The 19,398-nt window shown below is 40.4% G+C and carries 17 protein-coding genes; 8 read left to right on the forward strand and 9 right to left on the reverse strand.

Features of this window, described 5'->3' with window-relative positions; all coding sequences use genetic code 11:
• Nucleotide 1: 1 nt before the first annotated feature.
• Both EDC51_RS02185 and guaA read left to right on the forward strand, forming a co-directional pair.
• Complete coding sequence (locus EDC51_RS02185; protein ID WP_131928062.1) at nt 2-430, forward strand: hypothetical protein; 429 nt, start codon at nt 2-4, stop codon at nt 428-430.
• 61 nt (nt 431-491) lie between these two features.
• Nucleotides 492-2,060 (forward strand): glutamine-hydrolyzing GMP synthase, encoded by a 1,569-nt coding sequence (gene guaA / locus EDC51_RS02190; protein ID WP_131928063.1) that lies wholly within the window; start codon nt 492-494, stop codon nt 2,058-2,060.
• A 50-nt stretch (nt 2,061-2,110) separates the two neighbouring features.
• Here guaA and EDC51_RS02195 read toward each other — a convergent pair whose 3' ends face one another.
• Nucleotides 2,111-2,758: an OmpW/AlkL family protein gene (locus EDC51_RS02195; protein ID WP_064319040.1), complete on the reverse strand. Its 648-nt coding sequence runs from the start codon at nt 2,756-2,758 to the stop codon at nt 2,111-2,113.
• 251 nt (nt 2,759-3,009) lie between these two features.
• On the opposite strand from EDC51_RS02195, the gene EDC51_RS02200 reads away from it, so the two are divergent.
• Complete coding sequence (locus tag EDC51_RS02200; protein WP_015432652.1) at nt 3,010-3,270, forward strand: DinI-like family protein; 261 nt, start codon at nt 3,010-3,012, stop codon at nt 3,268-3,270.
• Here EDC51_RS02200 and EDC51_RS02205 read toward each other — a convergent pair whose 3' ends face one another.
• Nucleotides 3,271-3,915 (reverse strand): TIGR01621 family pseudouridine synthase, encoded by a 645-nt coding sequence (locus EDC51_RS02205; RefSeq protein WP_131928064.1) that lies wholly within the window; start codon nt 3,913-3,915, stop codon nt 3,271-3,273.
• A gap of 88 nt (nt 3,916-4,003) precedes the next feature.
• Here EDC51_RS02205 and EDC51_RS02210 point away from each other — a divergent pair, with 88 nt between their 5' ends.
• Nucleotides 4,004-4,630, forward strand: a complete 627-nt coding sequence (locus EDC51_RS02210) for a histidine phosphatase family protein (RefSeq protein ID WP_025289426.1) — start codon at nt 4,004-4,006, stop codon at nt 4,628-4,630.
• On the opposite strand, the gene EDC51_RS02215 is transcribed toward EDC51_RS02210, so the two are convergent.
• The 3 genes from EDC51_RS02215 to argF form a co-directional block, all read right to left on the reverse strand.
• Nucleotides 4,619-4,894: a DUF1294 domain-containing protein gene (locus EDC51_RS02215; RefSeq protein WP_015432655.1), complete on the reverse strand. Its 276-nt coding sequence runs from the start codon at nt 4,892-4,894 to the stop codon at nt 4,619-4,621. The two genes, EDC51_RS02210 and EDC51_RS02215, sit on opposite strands and share 12 nt — an antisense overlap.
• 70 nt (nt 4,895-4,964) lie before the next feature.
• Nucleotides 4,965-6,230 (reverse strand): serine hydroxymethyltransferase, encoded by a 1,266-nt coding sequence (glyA, locus tag EDC51_RS02220; protein ID WP_015432656.1) that lies wholly within the window; start codon nt 6,228-6,230, stop codon nt 4,965-4,967.
• A 112-nt stretch (nt 6,231-6,342) separates the two neighbouring features.
• Nucleotides 6,343-7,368 (reverse strand): ornithine carbamoyltransferase, encoded by a 1,026-nt coding sequence (gene argF, locus EDC51_RS02225; RefSeq protein ID WP_131928065.1) that lies wholly within the window; start codon nt 7,366-7,368, stop codon nt 6,343-6,345.
• Between the two features lie 261 nt (nt 7,369-7,629).
• Between argF and rhlB the strand changes: the two genes are divergently transcribed.
• Genes rhlB through EDC51_RS02240 form a run of 3 tightly spaced genes read left to right on the forward strand, consistent with a single transcriptional unit; the run spans nt 7,630 to nt 10,811 of the window.
• Nucleotides 7,630-8,856 (forward strand): ATP-dependent RNA helicase RhlB, encoded by a 1,227-nt coding sequence (gene rhlB / locus EDC51_RS02230; protein WP_064319036.1) that lies wholly within the window; start codon nt 7,630-7,632, stop codon nt 8,854-8,856.
• Nucleotides 8,857-8,861: 5 nt separating this feature from the next.
• The gene (locus tag EDC51_RS02235) at nt 8,862-9,269 is read left to right on the forward strand and encodes a hypothetical protein (protein ID WP_125134815.1); all 408 of its coding nucleotides are present in this window, start codon (nt 8,862-8,864) and stop codon (nt 9,267-9,269) included.
• Between the two features lie 54 nt (nt 9,270-9,323).
• Nucleotides 9,324-10,811 (forward strand): helicase HerA-like C-terminal domain-containing protein, encoded by a 1,488-nt coding sequence (locus EDC51_RS02240; RefSeq protein ID WP_015432660.1) that lies wholly within the window; start codon nt 9,324-9,326, stop codon nt 10,809-10,811.
• Nucleotides 10,812-10,870: 59 nt separating this feature from the next.
• On the opposite strand, the gene EDC51_RS02245 is transcribed toward EDC51_RS02240, so the two are convergent.
• The gene (locus EDC51_RS02245) at nt 10,871-11,143 is read right to left on the reverse strand and encodes a GNAT family N-acetyltransferase (RefSeq protein ID WP_015432661.1); all 273 of its coding nucleotides are present in this window, start codon (nt 11,141-11,143) and stop codon (nt 10,871-10,873) included.
• 209 nt (nt 11,144-11,352) lie between these two features.
• Here EDC51_RS02245 and EDC51_RS02250 point away from each other — a divergent pair, with 209 nt between their 5' ends.
• Complete coding sequence (locus EDC51_RS02250; RefSeq protein WP_172635301.1) at nt 11,353-12,543, forward strand: amino acid aminotransferase; 1,191 nt, start codon at nt 11,353-11,355, stop codon at nt 12,541-12,543.
• Between the two features lie 60 nt (nt 12,544-12,603).
• On the opposite strand, the gene polA is transcribed toward EDC51_RS02250, so the two are convergent.
• The 3 genes from polA to sstT all read right to left on the reverse strand — a co-directional run bounded on the left by polA (nt 12,604) and on the right by sstT (nt 19,231).
• Nucleotides 12,604-15,441: a DNA polymerase I gene (gene polA / locus EDC51_RS02255; RefSeq protein ID WP_131928066.1), complete on the reverse strand. Its 2,838-nt coding sequence runs from the start codon at nt 15,439-15,441 to the stop codon at nt 12,604-12,606.
• A 75-nt stretch (nt 15,442-15,516) separates the two neighbouring features.
• Nucleotides 15,517-17,757, reverse strand: coding sequence for a DNA internalization-related competence protein ComEC/Rec2 (locus EDC51_RS02260; protein ID WP_322788380.1), 2,241 nt, complete (start codon nt 17,755-17,757; stop codon nt 15,517-15,519).
• A gap of 262 nt (nt 17,758-18,019) precedes the next feature.
• Nucleotides 18,020-19,231 carry a serine/threonine transporter SstT gene (gene sstT, locus EDC51_RS02265; protein WP_015432665.1) on the reverse strand — a complete coding sequence of 404 codons (1,212 nt, stop codon included), beginning with the start codon at nt 19,229-19,231 and terminating at the stop codon, nt 18,020-18,022.
• Nucleotides 19,232-19,398: the final 167 nt, after the last annotated feature.

A 19,398-nucleotide genomic window follows, 5' to 3' on the forward strand; every position in this document is an offset into this window, starting at 1 on the left:
AATGAAATTTTCTTCTATTGCCAGTTTTGCATTTTCTGCTTTTATTTTGACCGCTTGTAGCAGTAATAGTGGCTCATCATTTAATGCTAAAGACCTGAAATCAGAAATCTATCAAGGCTATTGGGCGATGCAACCCGTTGAAAGCCAGTATCGTGTTTTGAAATTCCATCCGAGTGGTTTAGTTAAAATTTATGATTATAGCTGCCACACTGACGGTTCTTATTCTCTCAATGAAACGGAAGCCGTCCACCTTAGCCCAATAAGAGAAAATCTATTTACACTGCTTGATGCAGAGAAAAAACCCTTTGCTAAATACGAAATTCTGCAACTCAATGCCCAAAGATTTCAAGCAAAACAGAGCTTCGAACAAGCTCGTTCACTGATTTTAACCTATACCAATCTTAAAGGTGCTAAGCCGCTTTGTTACTAACAGGCTTTTTAAGGATTATTCAATCCCCCCTACCGCTTTATTTAAACAAAGAGAAACCATCATGACAAACATCCACCACCATAAAATTTTAATTTTAGACTTCGGTTCACAATATACCCAGCTTATTGCACGTCGTGTGCGTGAAATTGGGGTGTATTGTGAACTTTGGGCTTGGGACGTAACCGAAGCACAAATTCGTGAATTTAATCCGACAGGGATTATCCTTTCTGGCGGCCCTGAAAGTACCACAGAAGCAAATAGCCCGCGTGCACCTGAATATGTGTTTAACGCTGGCGTGCCGGTGCTCGGTATTTGCTACGGTATGCAAACCATGGCAATGCAACTTGGCGGTTTAACCGAAAATTCCGATCACCGTGAATTTGGCTATGCGGCGGTTGAAGTGGCAAATCAAGATAGCCTTTTTGCAAATTTATTGGAAAATCCAACCGCTTGTACACAGCTTGATGTGTGGATGAGTCATGGCGATAAAGTTACGCAACTCCCAACCAACTTCCAAGTTACCGCCAAAACACCAACCTGCCCGATTGCGGCGATGTCTGATGAAAGCCGTAAATTCTATGGCGTGCAATTCCACCCAGAAGTAACCCACACCAAAAAAGGCTTGGAATTATTACAAAACTTTGTGGTAAATATTTGCGCTTGTGAAACCAACTGGACGGCGGAAAACATTATTGAAGATGCAGTAAAACGCATTCGTGAACAAGTGGGTAATGATGAAGTGATCTTAGGATTATCTGGCGGGGTGGATTCCTCTGTTACAGCACTTCTACTACACCGTGCCATCGGTAGAAACCTACGCTGCGTATTTGTGGATAACGGCTTACTCCGCTTAAATGAAGGCGATCAAGTAATGGAAATGTTTGGCGATAAATTTGGCTTAAACATTGTGCGTGTGAATGCCGAAAATCGCTTCCTGAGTGAATTAGCAGGCGTTGATGAGCCAGAAGCGAAACGCAAAATTATTGGTAAAGTTTTCGTTGATGTATTTGATGATGAATCTAAAAAACTGCCGTCTGTGAAATGGTTAGCACAAGGCACAATTTATCCTGATGTGATTGAATCTGCTGCCAGCAAAACCGGTAAAGCCCACGTGATCAAATCGCACCACAATGTCGGCGGCTTACCTGATTATATGAAATTAGGCTTAGTGGAACCGCTGCGTGAACTCTTTAAAGATGAAGTGCGTAAAATTGGCTTAGCCTTAGGCTTACCTGCGGAAATGCTCAACCGCCACCCATTCCCTGGACCGGGATTAGGCGTACGTGTATTAGGCGAAGTGAAAAAAGAATACTGCGATATTCTACGCCAAGCCGATGCAATTTTTATGGAAGAATTACACAATGCAGATTGGTACTACCAAGTCAGCCAAGCCTTTACCGTATTCCTGCCAGTGAAATCCGTTGGTGTAATGGGCGATGGGCGTAAATACGATTGGGTGCTTTCACTACGTGCAGTGCAAACCATTGACTTTATGACCGCTCACTGGGCGCATCTGCCGTATGAGTTACTCGGCAAAATCTCTAATCGTATTATCAACGAAGTACACGGTGTTTCTCGTGTCGTTTATGATGTCTCAGGTAAACCACCAGCGACCATTGAGTGGGAATAACGCCAAAGCAAAACGCCAGCTTAACGCTGGCGTTTTGCTTTCTAATAAATTTAGAATTTGTAAGTTAAACCTGCGAAGTAGATAACTGGATCAAGCTTGATTTTTACTTCGTGATCTAAGCCTAATGCTTTGAAGTTTGCCTTAGTGCGGATATGGGTGTACCACATTGCAGCATTCAAATAAACATTGTTTGCGACTTTAATATCAATACCACCGTTTACGACTGGACCAAACGAATGTTTTTTCACTTGTAAATCAGTAACGGCTGCATTTTGTGATTTCGCATTGAAGAAACGAGTGTAGTTTACACCTGCACCTAAATACGGACGAGCAGCTGCATCTTTATCTAAGAAATAGTATTGCATATAAAGACTTGGTGGTAAGTGTTTTACTTTTACTGCTTTATTCAATACTGCATTAACTGCCGGTACTGTTGCATCAATATTGTGAGAGAATGGTGTTGCACCTAATAATTCCACACCGATATTGTCAGTAAACATATAGGTTGCCGTTAAACCTAATTGTTGGTTATCACGTACATCTAATTTTACCTCAGTGGATGTTGTTGTTTTAGAATGAGAGTTTGCATTGACAAAAACACCACCTACACGGAAGTGTGTTGAACCTGCCTCGTGAGCCATTGCTGAACCTGCTACTAAAGCAGAACCTAACATAAGTGCTAATGTTGTTTTTTTCATTTTTACCATCCCTATGATTATGGTTACTAAGTTGTAACCTTTGTTAAAGTTGTTGCCATTCTAAAGAGTGGAATCCGATTTTTATTTGATAAATGTCAAAAAAATTAAGATTTGTCAGAAACTTTTCAGCTTAAATATTTAGCCTCTTTCTATAAATATTGATCTAAAACAACCTACTGTATTTATTGACAGGTTTTATTTTTCGGTTATACTGTTTATTAATTCAGTATATAAATAACCAGAGGAATAGTATGACCGCAACTATTGATATCCGTATTGCGAATATGCAGAAGATGGAAGAAAACAAATTTGCCAGAATGATGGAAATTGTTGAACAGCGTGTGGGGGAAGAATTTCCACAAGCGATTGTCCGCGTACGGAAATCCTCCTCAATCAGCGATATTAATGTTTTTGGCTTAGGCAAAGAGGGAAAGAAAACTGTTGCCGAATTTATGGAAAGCCTATTTGAAGAAGGCTCAGCGTTTGATGAATTAAATGATGAATATTATTGATCATCCCTCTTTGCAGATTTTTTGCCAAAATTGACCGCTTGCTATATCGGGCAATGTAGAAACAGTAATCTGTTCACCTTGATATAGAAAATCTAATTGATAGGCATGCAGATAAACGCGATCCGAAACCGTTCCTGCATATAGCGTATCGCCTAGAATTGGACTACCAAGGCTTTTCATTGCTACCCGTAGCTGGTGGGTTTTGCCTGTTTTAGGTTGTAAAATAAAATGGCGAAGATTCGGCTCAAGGCTCCGTGAACAAAAGCGAGTGATCGCGGGGTTTTCTTTACTATGGCATAATTTCCAAGCCCCATTACGGCTCTTTTGCATGTCACCAATAATTGTGCCTTGTTTTTTCTTTGGTTTATCCGTTGCTAATGCCCAATAAGTCTTCTGAATCTGTTGATGTTCAAACAGCTGATAAAAATAGGCGGCAGCTTCTTTATTTAAAGCAAAAATCAACAAGCCAGAAGTAACTTTATCTAAACGATGAACAAGCCAGACTTGTGGCACATTAAGCTGCTTTGCAAGATTTTCGCATAATCCTATCGCTTGCTCATCACGATGCACACTGATACCCGCAGGTTTGTTAATTATCACAAAATCAGAATGTTGGAAAATGACAGGAAATTGAGAATTGCACATACTTTGTTATACTAATAAAGGTTGTGCTAGATATACCTAGCATGCTTGATTTTTAGCACATTTTAATAAAAATACGAAGGAAAACAAAATGTCCATTAATATTTATTTAATCCGCCACGGTAAAACCGAATGGAATTTAGAGGGCAGACTACAAGGTTCTCAAAATTCAAATTTAGTGGAGGAAGGCATTCTTGGTGCAAAAACGACAGGGCAAGCGCTTAGCCATATTCCATTTTCAGCGTGCTATTCTAGTTTGCAAAAACGCGCTCAAGATACCGCAGATTACATTATTGGCGATCGCACGATTCCACATTTTCATCATCGTGGCTTAAATGAATTCGATTTTGGCTTATGGGAAGGCAAGAAATCCGTTGATCTTGCAGAACACCCTGAATATAAACTACTGCGTACTAAACCAGCCGAATATCAAGCAATTGAAAGCCAAGGCGAAATTATTGAACAACTTTATCAGCGTGCGACCCAAGCATTTGAGCAAATTGTACAACGCCATCAAGATGGCGATAACGTTTTGATTGTTTCCCATGGAATGACATTGACCCTGCTTACTGCTGTGCTAAAAGGCTTACCTTGGCAAGAATTCCGTAATCTTGAAAAACATGAATTTGTAATGAATACTGCGATTAATGTCGTACAGGTTGAACAGGGCAAAACCTCGTTAGTACAATTTAATGATGTATCACATCTAAACCTGTAAATAAAGATAGAATGCAGGAATCGCAAGCAGCCACAGAAAAGCTGAGAAAATTACAGCAACATGAAACTGCCAATGTTTCGTTTTATGTCGGTTATATTTCATCCCGAGGTATATACCAATAAAACCACCAACAAGGGCAAAAACCAGTAAATGACTTTCTGGAACACGCCATGCGTTTTTCATCGCTTTTCGCTTATCGGTATACATCAAATACCACGCCAAGCTATTAATCCAAATAAAATAACCAAATAAGAAATAGCCCATTATTCTCTCAAAAAGCAAGCCCCGAATCCTCGGGGCTTTTGTAAAATTTTTCGTAAAAACAGCCGCTTGCTTATGCAGGATAAACAGGTAAACGCTGACAAATTTCCAGCACTTTCGCTTTGGTTGCGTCGATCACCTGCGCTTCATTTTCTTTACCACAAGCATCTAATACATCACACATCCAGCCGGCTAATTCCGCCACTTCAGCTTCTTTAAAACCACGACGAGTCACCGCCGGAGTTCCTACACGAATACCCGAAGTCACAAATGGTTTTTGTGGATCATTTGGTACTGCATTCTTGTTTACAGTAATGTTCGCCTTACCGAGAGCCGCATCTGCAGCCTTACCGGTTAAATTATGACTGACTAAATCAACTAAGAATAGGTGGTTTTCTGTACCGTTTGAGACAACGTTATAGCCACGCTGCTTAAACACCTCCACCATTGCTTTTGCATTCTTCACTACTTGCTGTTGATACACTTTGTATTCAGGCTCTAAGGCTTCTTTGAAACAGACTGCTTTTGCTGCTATCACATGAACTAATGGCCCACCTTGATTAGCAGGAAACACGGAGCTTTGTAGCTTTTTATAAAGTTCTTCATCTTTTGCATTTGAAAGAATTAAACCACCACGCGGTCCTCCCAACGTTTTATGCGTTGTAGTCGTCACCACATGAGCATGTGGCAATGGGCTTGGGTAAACACCTGCGGCAATTAAACCTGCAACATGCGCCATATCCACAAATAAATAAGCGCCAACTTCATCCGCAATTTCACGCATTTTTGCCCAATCTACTACTTGCGAATATGCTGAAAAACCGCCTACGATCATTTTAGGCTTCACTTCTAACGCTTGTTGACGTAACGCTTCGTAATCAATCACGCCTTCATCAGTAATCCCATATTGAAACGCTTTGTAAATTTTGCCTGAGAAACTGACGCTTGCGCCGTGCGTTAAGTGTCCACCATGGGCAAGACTCATACCTAAAATAGTATCTAATGGTTGTAATAGCGCGCCATAAACTGCCGCATTTGCTTGCGAACCAGAATGTGGCTGAACGTTAGCATAATCACAATCAAATAGCTCTTTTGCTCGGTCAATCGCTAATTGCTCGACAATATCTGCATACTCGCATCCGCCATAATAGCGTTTACCTGGGTAGCCCTCTGCGTATTTATTCGTAAATTGTGAGCCTTGCGCTTCCATCACTCGTGGGCTGGCGTAGTTTTCAGAAGCAATCAGTTCGATATGCTCTTCTTGACGGGTATTTTCATCTTGGATTGCCTGCCATAAAACAGGGTCAAAATCTTTAATGTTCATTGAACGATTTAACATTGGGCATACTCCTGATTTGTTGATAATTTAATTAAGTAATCGTTTGCGTAAGCAAGATTCCTGCATATTTTACGCATTTTTCTATTTTTGCGGTAGTGCTTTTTATATGAAATTAACTCATCGGGTATTCAAAATTGCCTAATGTTGCCACCATAACCGCTTTAATGGTGTGCATACGGTTTTCAGCTTCATCAAACACAATTGATGCTTCACTTTCAAACACTTCATCACTCACTTCCAAGCCATTCATACCATATTTCTCCGCAATCTCTTTACCCAGCACTGTTTGATCATCATGGAATGCGGGTAAGCAATGCATAAATTTCGTATTAGGATTACCCGTTTTTGCCATTAATTCTGCATTTACTTGGTAAGGTTTCATCAATGCAATACGTTCCACCCAAGCTGATTCAGGCTCGCCCATGGAAACCCATACATCTGTATAGATAAAATCCACATCTTTAACCCCTTCAGCCACATCCTCGGTGCAAGTAATTTTTGCCCCACTTTTAACCGCTTGCTCAGCAACTTCATCTAATAATGCCTGTTCAGGAAAAAACTGTTTCGGTGCAACTAAGCGTAAATCTACCCCCATTAGTGCTGCGCCTTCCACAAAAGAGTTACCCATATTATTGCGCGCATCACCAAGATAGGCCATTTTGATTTGATTTAGCGGCTTGTTGCAATGCTCCAGCATTGTTAAAAAGTCCGCCAAAATTTGCGTTGGATGAAACTCATCAGTTAAACCATTCCACACTGGTACACCCGAGAAATCTGCCAATGTTTGTACCAATGCTTGCCCATAACCACGATATTGAATGCCGTCATACATTCTACCCAACACGCGCGCAGTATCTTTCATTGACTCCTTATGCCCGATTTGCGAACCAGAAGGCCCGATATAACTGACATTTGCGCCTTGATCAAATGCGCTTACTTCAAAGGCGCAACGAGTGCGAGTAGAAGATTTTTCAAAAATCAGTGCGATATTTTTGCCTTGCAAGGTTTTTGCTTCCTTGCCCGCTTTTTTATCCGCTTTAAGTTTAGCGGAAAGCGCTAATAAGAATTGAATTTCGGCAGGAGTAAAATCCATTAAACGCAAGAAATGGCGATTTTTAAGGGTAATTGATGTTGCCATGGCATTTTCCTATATTAAAAAGAATACTTAGCAACTGTATCTTGCCAAAAATTTTGGGGAGATACAGTTGCTAAGATTCTACTCAAAAATAAAAACAAAGAGAACTATGTTATTCAACGCTGTGGAAATCACAAAAGCGCTAAACTGCAATATCTGCTTTATTGAGCTCTACTCAAGGTTCCCCTTTTATGCTATCTTTCCCATAATTTTCCGCCAAACAAGCGGTTAAAACTTCACAATTTTTTGCAAAAGAACAAAATTATGTCAAAACACCTTACAGAACAACGTTTTAGCGATTTTCCTATTCATGAGCGAGTACTGGCTGCATTAGATAGCAAAGGCTTTGAATTTTGTACTCCAATTCAAGCTAAAACCTTACCTCATACCCTTGCAGGACAAGATATTGCAGGACAGGCACAAACGGGTACCGGCAAAACACTTGCTTTTTTAGTCGCAACCGTTCACCACTTACTCAATAACGATATTCAAACAGAAAAAAACCAGCCAAGAGCCTTAATTCTTGCCCCAACTCGTGAACTAGCAGTACAAATTGCCTCAGATGCAGCGCTGCTCATCAAACACTCTGGCTTTAAGCTTGCACTTGCCTATGGTGGCGATGGTTATGATAAACAGCTACAGGCAATTGAAAAAGGTGTCGATATTTTGGTTGGCACGACTGGGCGTGTAATTGATTATGTCAAACAAGGGGTAATAAATCTAAACGCAATACAAGTGATTGTATTAGATGAGGCAGATCGAATGTTTGATCTTGGTTTTATCAAAGATATTCGTTATTTAATGCGTAAATGCCCTGAACCTGCTCAACGCTTAACAATGTTGTTTTCAGCAACACTTTCTCCCCGAGTACGTGAGCTTGCCTATGAAGACATGCATAACGCTGAATATGTTGAAATTGAGCCTCAACAACGCACAGGACACCGTATTCAGGAAGAACTCTTCTATCCTTCTAACGAAGATAAAATGGCATTATTACTCACCTTAATGGAAGAAGAATGGCCTGAACGTTGCATTGTGTTCGCCAACACCAAACACAAATGTGAAGAAGTATGGCAATATTTACTCGCAGATGGGCATCGTGTTGGCATTTTAACTGGCGATATTGCACAAAAGAAACGTCTTGCTTTACTCGAAAGTTTCACCCGTGGCGAATTAGATATTCTAGTGGCAACCGATGTGGCGGCTCGTGGTCTGCATATTCCTGATGTTACTCACGTGTTCAATTACGATCTCCCAGATGATCGTGAAGATTATGTTCACCGTATTGGTCGCACAGGACGAGCTGGCGAAAGTGGCAAATCCATAAGCTTTGCTTGTGAACGCTATGCTGTTAATTTACCTGCAATTGAAGCCTACATTGGACATGCAATTCCAGTTAGCCAGTATGATAGTGAAGCCTTATTCCCGTTACCCAAAGTGAAGGCTAAAAACAGAACACGTCGCTTACCAATCAATAACCGTAAACGCTAATAGCAATGCAATACTTGAAATTAAGCTTAATTTATTCTGCAGCCCTACTGACGGGCTGCCAATCTCTTGAAACCTTTTTAGCAGAAAATTTTAAACAACCAGAAAATAAGCCTGTGGCTGTTGTCAAAACACATAGCGCAGATTACGAACGATACCTCCGAACACAACCGCAAACAGTCGCTACTGTTCACAATAAACAAACGGCAAAACCAACAACGAAGCGGATAAATACGACACAATGTCGTGATAGTGATGACTGGTATATTGATGGTTATCGTGTGGGAAAATCTTTTGCAAATCAACAGCAACAGATGTACCAACAACGCTTAAATTATTGTGGCTACACAGCTGCAAGCCTGCCAACACATTTCAAACAGAATTGGCAACGAGGTTTTAATCAAGGCATACGCTAATTTGCAAAATTTTGCATAAACTTAACCGCTTGTTCGGTTTAATAAGGATTAACTATGAACTACGCTATCGCCCATGGCAAAACGGGCACACCTATTTCTCTCACTGCCAAAATGGCAAACCGTCATGGCTTAATTGCCGGTGCGACTGGTACAGGAAAAACGGTTACTTTACGTAAACTTGCGGAAACCTTTAGTAATGATGGTGTTCCCGTTTTTTTAGTCGATGTAAAAGGGGATCTTTCTGGCTTAGTGCAAGCGGGCAATTTTTCCGGAAAAATTGCAGAACGTATTGAGCAATTTGATTTAGGCGGAGAAAGTTACCTCAATGGTTTCCCGGTCTCTTATTGGGACGTATTCGGTGAAACGGGTATTCCGCTGCGCACCACAATTTCTGAAATGGGCCCGATGCTGCTGGCTCGTTTACTTAATTTGAATGATACCCAAGAGGGGCTGCTCAATTTGGTCTTCCGTGTTGCTGACGATAAAGGTTTGTTATTAATTGATCTTAAAGATCTGCGAGCGATGCTGAAATTTGTCGCTGAAAATGCAAAAACCTTCCAAGTAGAATACGGCAACGTCTCAGCGGCTAGTGTTGGTGCAATTCAACGCGCCTTGCTCGCACTAGAAAATGAAGGTGCAACCAGCCTATTTGGTGAGCCAGCGCTAGATTTACAAGATTGGTTTCAAACTCGAGATGGGCGAGGCGTGATCAATGTGTTAAATTCAGAAAAACTGATCAACTCACCAAAAATGTATGGCGCATTCTTGCTCTGGTTTATGGCAAAAATGTTTGAACAACTACCTGAGGTAGGCGACCCTGAGAAACCGAAATTTGTGCTATTTTTTGACGAAGCGCATTTACTCTTTGATGGTGCGCCCAAAGTGCTAGTCGATAAAATTGAGCAAGTCGTGCGATTAATCCGCTCTAAAGGTGTTGGGGTTTATTTTGTCACTCAAAATCCGCTCGATTTGCCCGAAAGTGTACTTGGTCAGCTTGGTAACCGTATTCAACATGCCTTACGTGCCTTTACTCCTAAAGATCAAAAAGCAGTAAAAGCCGCAGCAGAAACCTTCCGGGCTAATCCAAATGTCAATGTGGTTGAAGCCATCACGCAATTAGGCGTAGGAGAGGCATTAATTTCGGTCTTAGATGAAAAAGGTATGCCAACGCCGGTTGAAATTGCGTATATTTATCCGCCACAAAGCCAGCTCTCGCCATTAAGCGAAAATGAGCGTTTAAGTTTAGTTAAGCAAGATGATCTCTATCTACACTATAGCCAATATGTTGATAATGAATCTGCTTATGAAGTATTAAATGCCCAAACTCAAGCAGTGCAACAGGCCACAGAAGCTGCCAAACAGGAAGAAGAAAGTATTCTTGGTGGGTTCTTAGGCGCTATTTTTGGCACGAAGAAGAAAAAAGACCAAACCGTGGCAGAACAGCTAGTGGGTAATGTCGCCAAATCTGTTGGTCGTAATTTGCGTAATCAAGTGACCAAGCAAATTATGCGGGGTATTTTAGGGGCAATAAGTAAAAAATAGCTACATAGGGGACAATTTAGCAGTGTCCCCTTAATTTTTGCATACTGCTATGCCAACGCTTAAGCAATTAATTCTGGGTGACTTCTTCGCATACGCAGCTCAATATAACTACAACTTGGTTTAATTCGCAAATTTTGCGCCAGTGCAAATGTAATCAATGCGTTATATAACTCCCCTGCTATCCCTTTCCCTTGAAATTCATCAAAAACACGAGTGTGATAAGCATCAATCGTATCATCCGATAAATAACGATAGCTAAGCTTACCCGCTGGAATATCCTCTTCAGTTATATATATAAATTGTTGCTCAGCATGATTATGTCTAATTGGCATAACTTCCTCTTTTTAAAACTCCGTTTTATGACATGGTTGTTAAACACAGGATACAATAGTCTAGTCATAATTCAAATTAATTAGTAAGCACGGTAAATTTTGCAAAAAATCTGCAGAAAAACAGCGCTTGTGACTTGCAAAACCAAGCATTTAGTCGTATAAATTCTGGGTTTTTTCACTCAAAAAATCAATAAGGAAACACAATGTCAATGTTCAGTCATATTCAAGCAGCTCCTGCCGATCCTATTTTAGGTTTAGGCGAAGCCTTTAAAGCTGAAACCCGTGCCGAAAAAATCAATTTAGGTATTGGGGTCTATAAAGATGCTAATGGTCAAACCCCGATTGTAAAAGCAGTAAAAGAAGCGGAAACACGCTTACTTGCTCAAGAAAATACCAAAAATTATTTAACTATTGATGGCATCGCCGATTTTAATGCTCAAACTCAAGCACTATTATTCGGTGAAAACGCTGATGTAATTAAAGAAGGCAGAGCGAAAACAGCGCAAAGCCTTGGTGGTACAGGTGCACTACGCATTGCTGCGGAATTTATCAAACGCCAGACTTCTGCACAGAACATATGGATTTCTACGCCAACATGGCCAAATCATAATGCGATTTTCAATGCAGTAGGCATGAATATCAAAGAATACCGCTATTATAATAAAGAAACCAAGGCGCTTGACTGGGATAACTTAATTGCGGATCTTTCTCAGGCTGGACACGGTGATGTGGTGCTATTCCACGGTTGCTGCCATAACCCAACAGGTATCGACCCAACCCCAGAGCAATGGCAAACCTTAGCCGAAATGTCAGCAGAAAAAGGCTGGCTACCATTATTTGATTTTGCTTACCAAGGCTTTGCAAATGGCTTAGAAGAAGATGCGTTTGGCTTACGCACCTTTGTGAAAAATCATCGAGAAGTGCTTATTTCAAGTTCTTACTCAAAAAACTTTGGCTTATACAATGAGCGCGTAGGTGCTTTCACTTTAGTTGCAGATAACGCAGAGATTGCCAATAATGCCTTCAGCCAAGTGAAATCAATTATCCGTGTACTCTACTCTAACCCTTCATCACATGGTGCAAGCGCGGTTGCAACCGTACTCGCTGATCCACAGTTAAAAGCAGATTGGGTTGCTGAATTAGCTGAAATGCGTAATCGCATTAAAGCAATGCGTACCAAATTTGTGCAGCTATTAAAGGAAAAAGGAGCAACACAAAATTTTGATTTTATTATCGCCCAGAATGGTATGTTCTCATTTAGTGGCTTAAGCCCTGAGCAAGTTGATAGACTTCGCGAAGAGTTTGCAATTTATGCGGTTCGATCTGGCCGAATCAATGTTGCAGGCATCACAGATGAAAATATTGATGCGCTCTGTTCAGCTATTGTCAAAGTTCTGTAACCTAAAAACTTTTATAAAAATGCAAACGGCGGGGTCTCCCCGCCGTGTATCAACGCATAATTAATGAGCCTCATCCCAATTCAGCCCAATCCCTACCTCTGCAATAAGTGGCACTTTCAGCACAATCGCTTTTTCCATTTCTGCTTTAATTAAAGCCGTATAGTGCTCTACTCGATCCGCTCTGACTTCAAAAACCAATTCATCATGCACTTGCATAATCATAAAAATATCATCACAACCTTGAATTGCTTTATCAATACCAATCATTGCGACTTTAATAATATCTGCTGCTGTTCCCTGCATTGGTGCGTTAATCGCTAAACGTTCCGCCGCTTTACGGCGAATTTGATTACTGGAATTAATCTCTGGCAAATATAAACGACGCCCAAACAGTGTTTCCACATAACCTTTCTCTGCTGCTTTTTCTCGAATATCAAGCATAAATTGTTGAACTGCAGGATAACGCAGGAAATATTTGTCTATGTATTCTTGAGCCTCTTTACGCCCAATGCCAAGCTGGTTAGACAAGCCAAAAGCAGACATGCCATAAATCAAGCCAAAGTTAATCGCCTTAGCACTACGACGCTGTTCACTGCTCACTTCAGCCAAAGAGACACCAAAAATTTCAGAAGCTGTCGCTCGGTGAATATCTTGCCCTTGAGCAAAGGCTTGAATCATCATTTGGTCATTAGCAAGATGCGCCATAATCCGTAATTCAATTTGCGAATAGTCGGCCGCAAGTATGACATAACCTTCACGTGGAATAAAAGCTTGGCGAATACGTCTGCCCTCTTCATTACGGATAGGAATATTTTGCAAGTTTGGATCACTTGAAGAAAGTCGCCCTGTTGCAGTTACCGCTTGATGATAAGAGGTATGAACTCTACCTGTTTTTTGATTAATCATCTGTGGCAATTTATCAGTATAAGTTGATTTCAACTTACTTAAACCTCGATGTTCAATAATCAATTTCGGCACAGCATGCCCCATTTGAGCAAGTTCTTCTAACACTTCCTCATTCGTTGATGGTGCTCCTTTTGGCGTTTTCTTAATCACTGGCAATCCCAGTTTATCAAATAAAACCTCTTGTAACTGCTTGGTTGAAGCGAGATTAAATACCTCATCTGCCTCACGATGCACTGCCAGCTCCAACGCCGAAAGACGCTGTTCAATTTCTCTGGATTGGGTAAGTAAACGTTGTGGATCAATTAATACGCCATTACGTTCTACTCGTGATAACACAGAAACTAGAGGCATTTCTATTTCTGAGAACAACTTTTTCAGACTTGGTTCTTTTGCCAACTCGCTTGAGAGAACTTGATGCAGCTTCATCGTAATATCCGCATCTTCAGCCGCATATTCTGTTGCTTTATCCAGTTCAATTTGGTCAAATGTGAGCTGATTTTTGCCTTTACCAGCTAACTCTTCAAATGAAATCGTTTTATGCCCTAAATAACGATCAGCAAGATCATCCATATTGTGTCGCCCAGTACTATTAAGCGTATAAGATTCAAGCATAGTATCAAAAGCAACGCCTTGTAGTTCAATACCGTGCTGGGCAAAAATGGTCAAATCATATTTAATATTCTGACCAATTTTTTGGATCTGAGGGTTTTCTAGAATAGCTTTCAATTGGACGAGCGTCTCGTTTAAATCAAGCTGATTAGGTAATAGTCCTATTTGTGGCTCATCATCTGCAAATAAATCACTCTGTGTCGCTTGTATGCCCTGATGTTGCAAAGGAATATAACACGCCTCACCATTTTCAAGCGCAAAAGAAACACCAACTAACTTGGCAGATACGGCTTCTAAGCTATCGGTTTCAGTATCTACGGCAATTAATTTCGCACGCTGTAGTTTTTCTAACCATTGTTCAAATAATTCTGCATTATTAACACATTGGTAAGCGCTACGATCTAATGTTATTTTTGCAAATTTTTCTTCAGAAACCACCGCTTGCGTTACGGAATACTTGTTCGCTATTTTCTCCTTGCTACCTTGAGTAACCGGATTACTGTCTCCCATCACTTCATTGAGCCAACGTTTAAATTCGTAACGTCCGAATAGTTCCATTAGCACATCGCGATTTTGTGGTTGGGGAATGAGCTGATCATGGCTAAGTGCTAATTCAACATCGGTTTTAATGGTTGCAAGGGTATAAGAGAGATCTGCCATCGCCTTTTCTGCCGCTAATTTAGGCGCAAATGTTTTTGCCCCACGAAAGCTAAGCGTTGCCACTTTATCTAGGTTCGCATAAATTTCTCGCATTGAACCAATACCTTGCAATAACGCAATGGCTGTTTTCTCGCCTACACCTTTTACCCCAGGGATATTATCTGAGCTATCGCCTAGCAGAGCGAGATAATCAATAATAAGCTCCGGCGGAATACCATATTTTTCAACCACACCATCACGATCGAGCAATGTATTATTCATGGTGTTAATCAGCATAATATGTTCATTCACCAACTGCGCCATATCTTTATCGCCGGTGCTGATTAGTACATCCTTACCATCTTTTGCCGCTTGTACCGCTAGCGTCCCAATCACATCATCTGCTTCCACGCCTTCAATAGAAATGAGAGGGATACCCAACGCTTTAATCATAGCGTGTAATGGCTGAATTTGGGCACGCAGTTCATCTGGCATAGGCGGTCGGTGCGATTTATACTGTTCGTACAGCTCATCGCGAAAGGTCTTTCCTTTAGCATCAAACACTACCGCAATATGGCTTGGCGCAACCTGTGCAATCAGACTTTTTAACATATTCAATACACCGTACATTGCACCGGTAGGTTCACCTTGTTTATTCGTTAAAGGAGGGAAAGCATGAAAAGCACGATAAAGATAAGATGAACCATCAACGAGAACGAGTGGGTTTGCTGCAATTGTTGCCATAGGGAAATCTCTTTGCTACTAAAAAGTGCTTATTATAACAAAATTCTAAAAAGGTATTGCCGTTTTTAGTGATGGCTATCTCGCAAAATAGTCAGAATACCAAGGGCTATAATGATTTCTAGCGGTTTTAATCCGATAGTTCTCCCGTTCAAATAATACCGTTATCATCCCTTTATCCGCAGTATTAAAATGCTGAATACCAAGTTTATCTAAACGTGTTGTTACAGATAAACTTGGCATTTTCCAAGGATTAAAACGACTTGCAGAAATAAAAGCAGCTTGTGGCTGTGTCGCTGCAAGTAACGTGTAACTTGTACTGGTTTTACTGCCATGATGCCCAACTTGAAGAAAATCTATTTTCCCTACTCGCATGGCAAATTCTCGCTCTTGAGCTGTACCGCTATCCCCAGTGAGCAAAATACGATACTGACCTATTTCCCCCACTAAAACACAAGAATCTGCATTTTTTGCTCTCTCAACCACTTGATAGGGATAAACAGCTGTAAAACGTAATTGTCCAAATTGCCACTGTTTTCCTGCCACACAGGCCTCGGCTAAATCTGGCGAATAGCGATTTTTAGCAGATAAAATTAAACGACTATAAGGGTAATATTGCAATAATGGTCTAACTCCGCCTGCATGATCATTATCATCATGGCTGACGATAATGGCTTCTAGCGTTAGCCCATTTCTGCGCAGATAGGGGAGAATTTCTATCTCTGCCATTGAACCACCTTGCCAACCCGCTCCGGTATCATACAACACCACTTTACGTTTGCCATTTTCATCGGTATAAACAAATGCCATTGCCAACCCTTGTCCAACATCAAAATGTATCCATGCCACTTCAGATTTAGCTACATTCAGCCACCAACTACCACATTGATACAATGCCAATGTGGTAACAATAATTAAACTTAACCTACTTCTAAGCAGCTCCCTATAATAAGTAATGAGTAAGAAAAATAAGGCAAGACAGACTAAACGCCATTGCATAATCTGACTAATCGGTAACCATGCTGTTGATAAATATTCCAGTACATCTAAATTAATTTGTAATAGCCAATCTACCCATGCCCAACTCTGTAGCAAGTTATTACTCAGTAAACTGAATAAAATTAATGGTACAACAAGTAAACTAAATAGTGGCACAACCAATAAATTTGCAACAAATGCCCAAGCAGAAAGCCCATCGAAAAAATAGAGCTGTACAGGTAAAAAACAAAATGCAATGCCAATTTGCAAATGAATTAATTGCACCAAATACCGTACACCCCAAATTTTCTGCAGTCGTTCAAAAATTGAAAAATGTGATAATGGAAAATAACGATACCAACAGATTAACCCTGCCACCGCTAAAATCGAAAGCCAAAAACTATCGGAAAGCAAACAGAATGGATCTAACACGATCAATAAAGTGACACACCGTAACCATAATTGCCCAGCAGTATAATAACGTCTACTCAAACGGCAGCCTAATATAAGGCTTATTGCTATCACTGCGCGTACGGTTGGTATGCTAAATCCAGCTAAAAAACTATAGCCCCAAGCGGTTAAGAACCCGCCCAAAATTGCAAAAAAATATGGATTTTTCACCGCTTGTTTTAGCTGAAACCGGTAGCAAATGCTCCCTAAAATATAGAGCCCACCTTTTGTAACCCCAAACCCCAATGCAAAAACAAGCGCAATATGCAAACCAGAAATCGCCACTAGATGTGCCGTCGCTGTGTGCTGAAAATATTGCCAATGTTGTGGGTTAAGCCATGCTCGTTCACCAAAAGCAAGCGCTAAAATCACCCCTTGAGAGGTAAATTCTTGAGTCTGTTGAGCTATTTTTGTAAGCCAAGATGCCCGAAATCCTTGCGATGGTTGAGTAAGCTTCTGCGCTGTTTTGACGGTTGCGGTTGCCGAAATGTGCTGGGCGATATACCAGCGTTGTCGATTAAAATTGCCCTCATTCAATCTGGCAGAGATAGGACGTAAACGTAATTCGGCAAAATACTTTTGATCCAAAAATAGCGCTGTTTCCGCCTGCCACCATAAATATACAAGGCTGCCATCTTCTCGTTGTGCAATCGCACTCGGCATACCGTCTTGCTTTAAAATACGTTGAATATGGATCTGTTCTTGACTTGTGTAAGCGGTCTGTTTATGTAAATTTTCTGCAAAATCACTGACTCTGATATAGCACTGTAGGATAAATATCGCCGTTAAACCTAATAGTTTATCTTGTCTTACGCCTGCATAGCACAATAGCAATGTTCCCCAAATAAAACCTAGCCATAAATAAAGTGAAGGCAAGTAAAGTATGGGCAATATACTTATCAAGAAGCAATAACAGCAACGCTCTACGTTCATCTAAAGTATCATTAAAATTCACAACGATTGATTATGAATAGCTCTCAGGAAAAGAACAGTGTAGAAACAAACTTTTTCGATCTCGATCCCAAAATAAACGTACTCTCTTGACAATAAAAAAGACCGAGTTCGATGGAATACCAAACTCAGTCCTAGATTTAAATGAGTCTAACTTTTTAGCGCAAATCAGACCACACCCTTTTATTCATTCATTTTTCGCTTATTTATTGTCCGCTTCCATACTTACTGCTGCGGTAAATAACACGTCAGTAGAAGAATTCAGTGCGGTTTCAGCGGAGTCTTGTAATACCCCAATAATAAAGCCAACCCCAATAACTTGTGCTGCAATATCATTTGGAATATTAAATAAGCTACACGCTAATGGAATTAATAATAATGAACCACCAGCAACACCCGATGCACCACAAGCACATACAGAGGCCACAACACTTAATAATAATGCGGTAAAGAAATCTGGCTGAATACCTTGAGTATAAGCTGCTGCTAAAGTTAATACAGTGATGGTAATCGCTGCACCTGCCATATTAATGTTTGCACCCAATGGAATAGAAACAGAATAGATTTCTTCTTTTAAACCTAAACGTTTTGCCAGATTCATATTCACAGGGATATTAGCTGCAGAACTACGCGTGAAAAATGCCGTTGTACCACTTTCACGTAAACAACTTAAAGTTAATGGATATGGGTTACGTCGGATTTTCCAATAAACCAACAACGGGTTGATCACTAATGCAACAATTAACATTGCCCCTAATAATACGGCTAATAATTGCGCATAGCCAACGAAAGCTTCAATACCGTTGGTTGCAACTGTTTCTGCAACTAAGCCAAAAACCCCAATTGGCGCAAAGGCAATCACAACTTTCACCACAAATGACACCGCATTTGCAAAATCATTTAAGAACGCTTTACTACTCGCAGAACCGTGACGAAAAGCAATGCCTAAACCGATAGACCACGCTAAGATACCAATAAAGTTACCATTTGAAATTGCACCAATCGGGTTATCCACTAAATTGAAAATCACTGTTTTCAATACTTCACCAACACCTTGTGGCGGTGCTAAGTTACCTGGATCTTTCGCTAATTCTAAGGTTGTTGGGAATGCAAAACTTAAAACAACTGCGGTTAATGCCGCGGTAAATGTACCTAATAGATAAAGTACAATAATAGGTTTCAAGCGACTGTCGCTACCTACTTCTTTATTTGCAATAGCAGATAGTACTAAGGAGAACACCAAAATTGGCGCAATTGCGCGTAAAGATTTTACAAAGAATTGACCTAAAACGCCTACGCTCTCCGCGCCCTCTTTACTAATGACTGCTAAGATTATCCCAAGCACCAAACCAATGGCGATACGTAATACTAAATTACCACCAAGGATTCTGGCTGATAAAGATTGATTACTCATAAAGCTTCCTTATAAGACAAAATATATAAAAATGAAGTTTTGAAGATTAACGGAAAAGCCTGCTTTTTGGAATAGTTCATGTACAATTTTTTGAAATTTGTAACTAAAATATGCTTTCGATTTAATTTAACGCATTAATTTCAAATCGATTTTTGCTTACAAACACT

The sequence above is a fragment of the Bibersteinia trehalosi genome, from assembly GCF_004346205.1.
In the GTDB taxonomy this organism is placed as follows: Bacteria; Pseudomonadota; Gammaproteobacteria; order Enterobacterales; family Pasteurellaceae; genus Bibersteinia; species Bibersteinia trehalosi.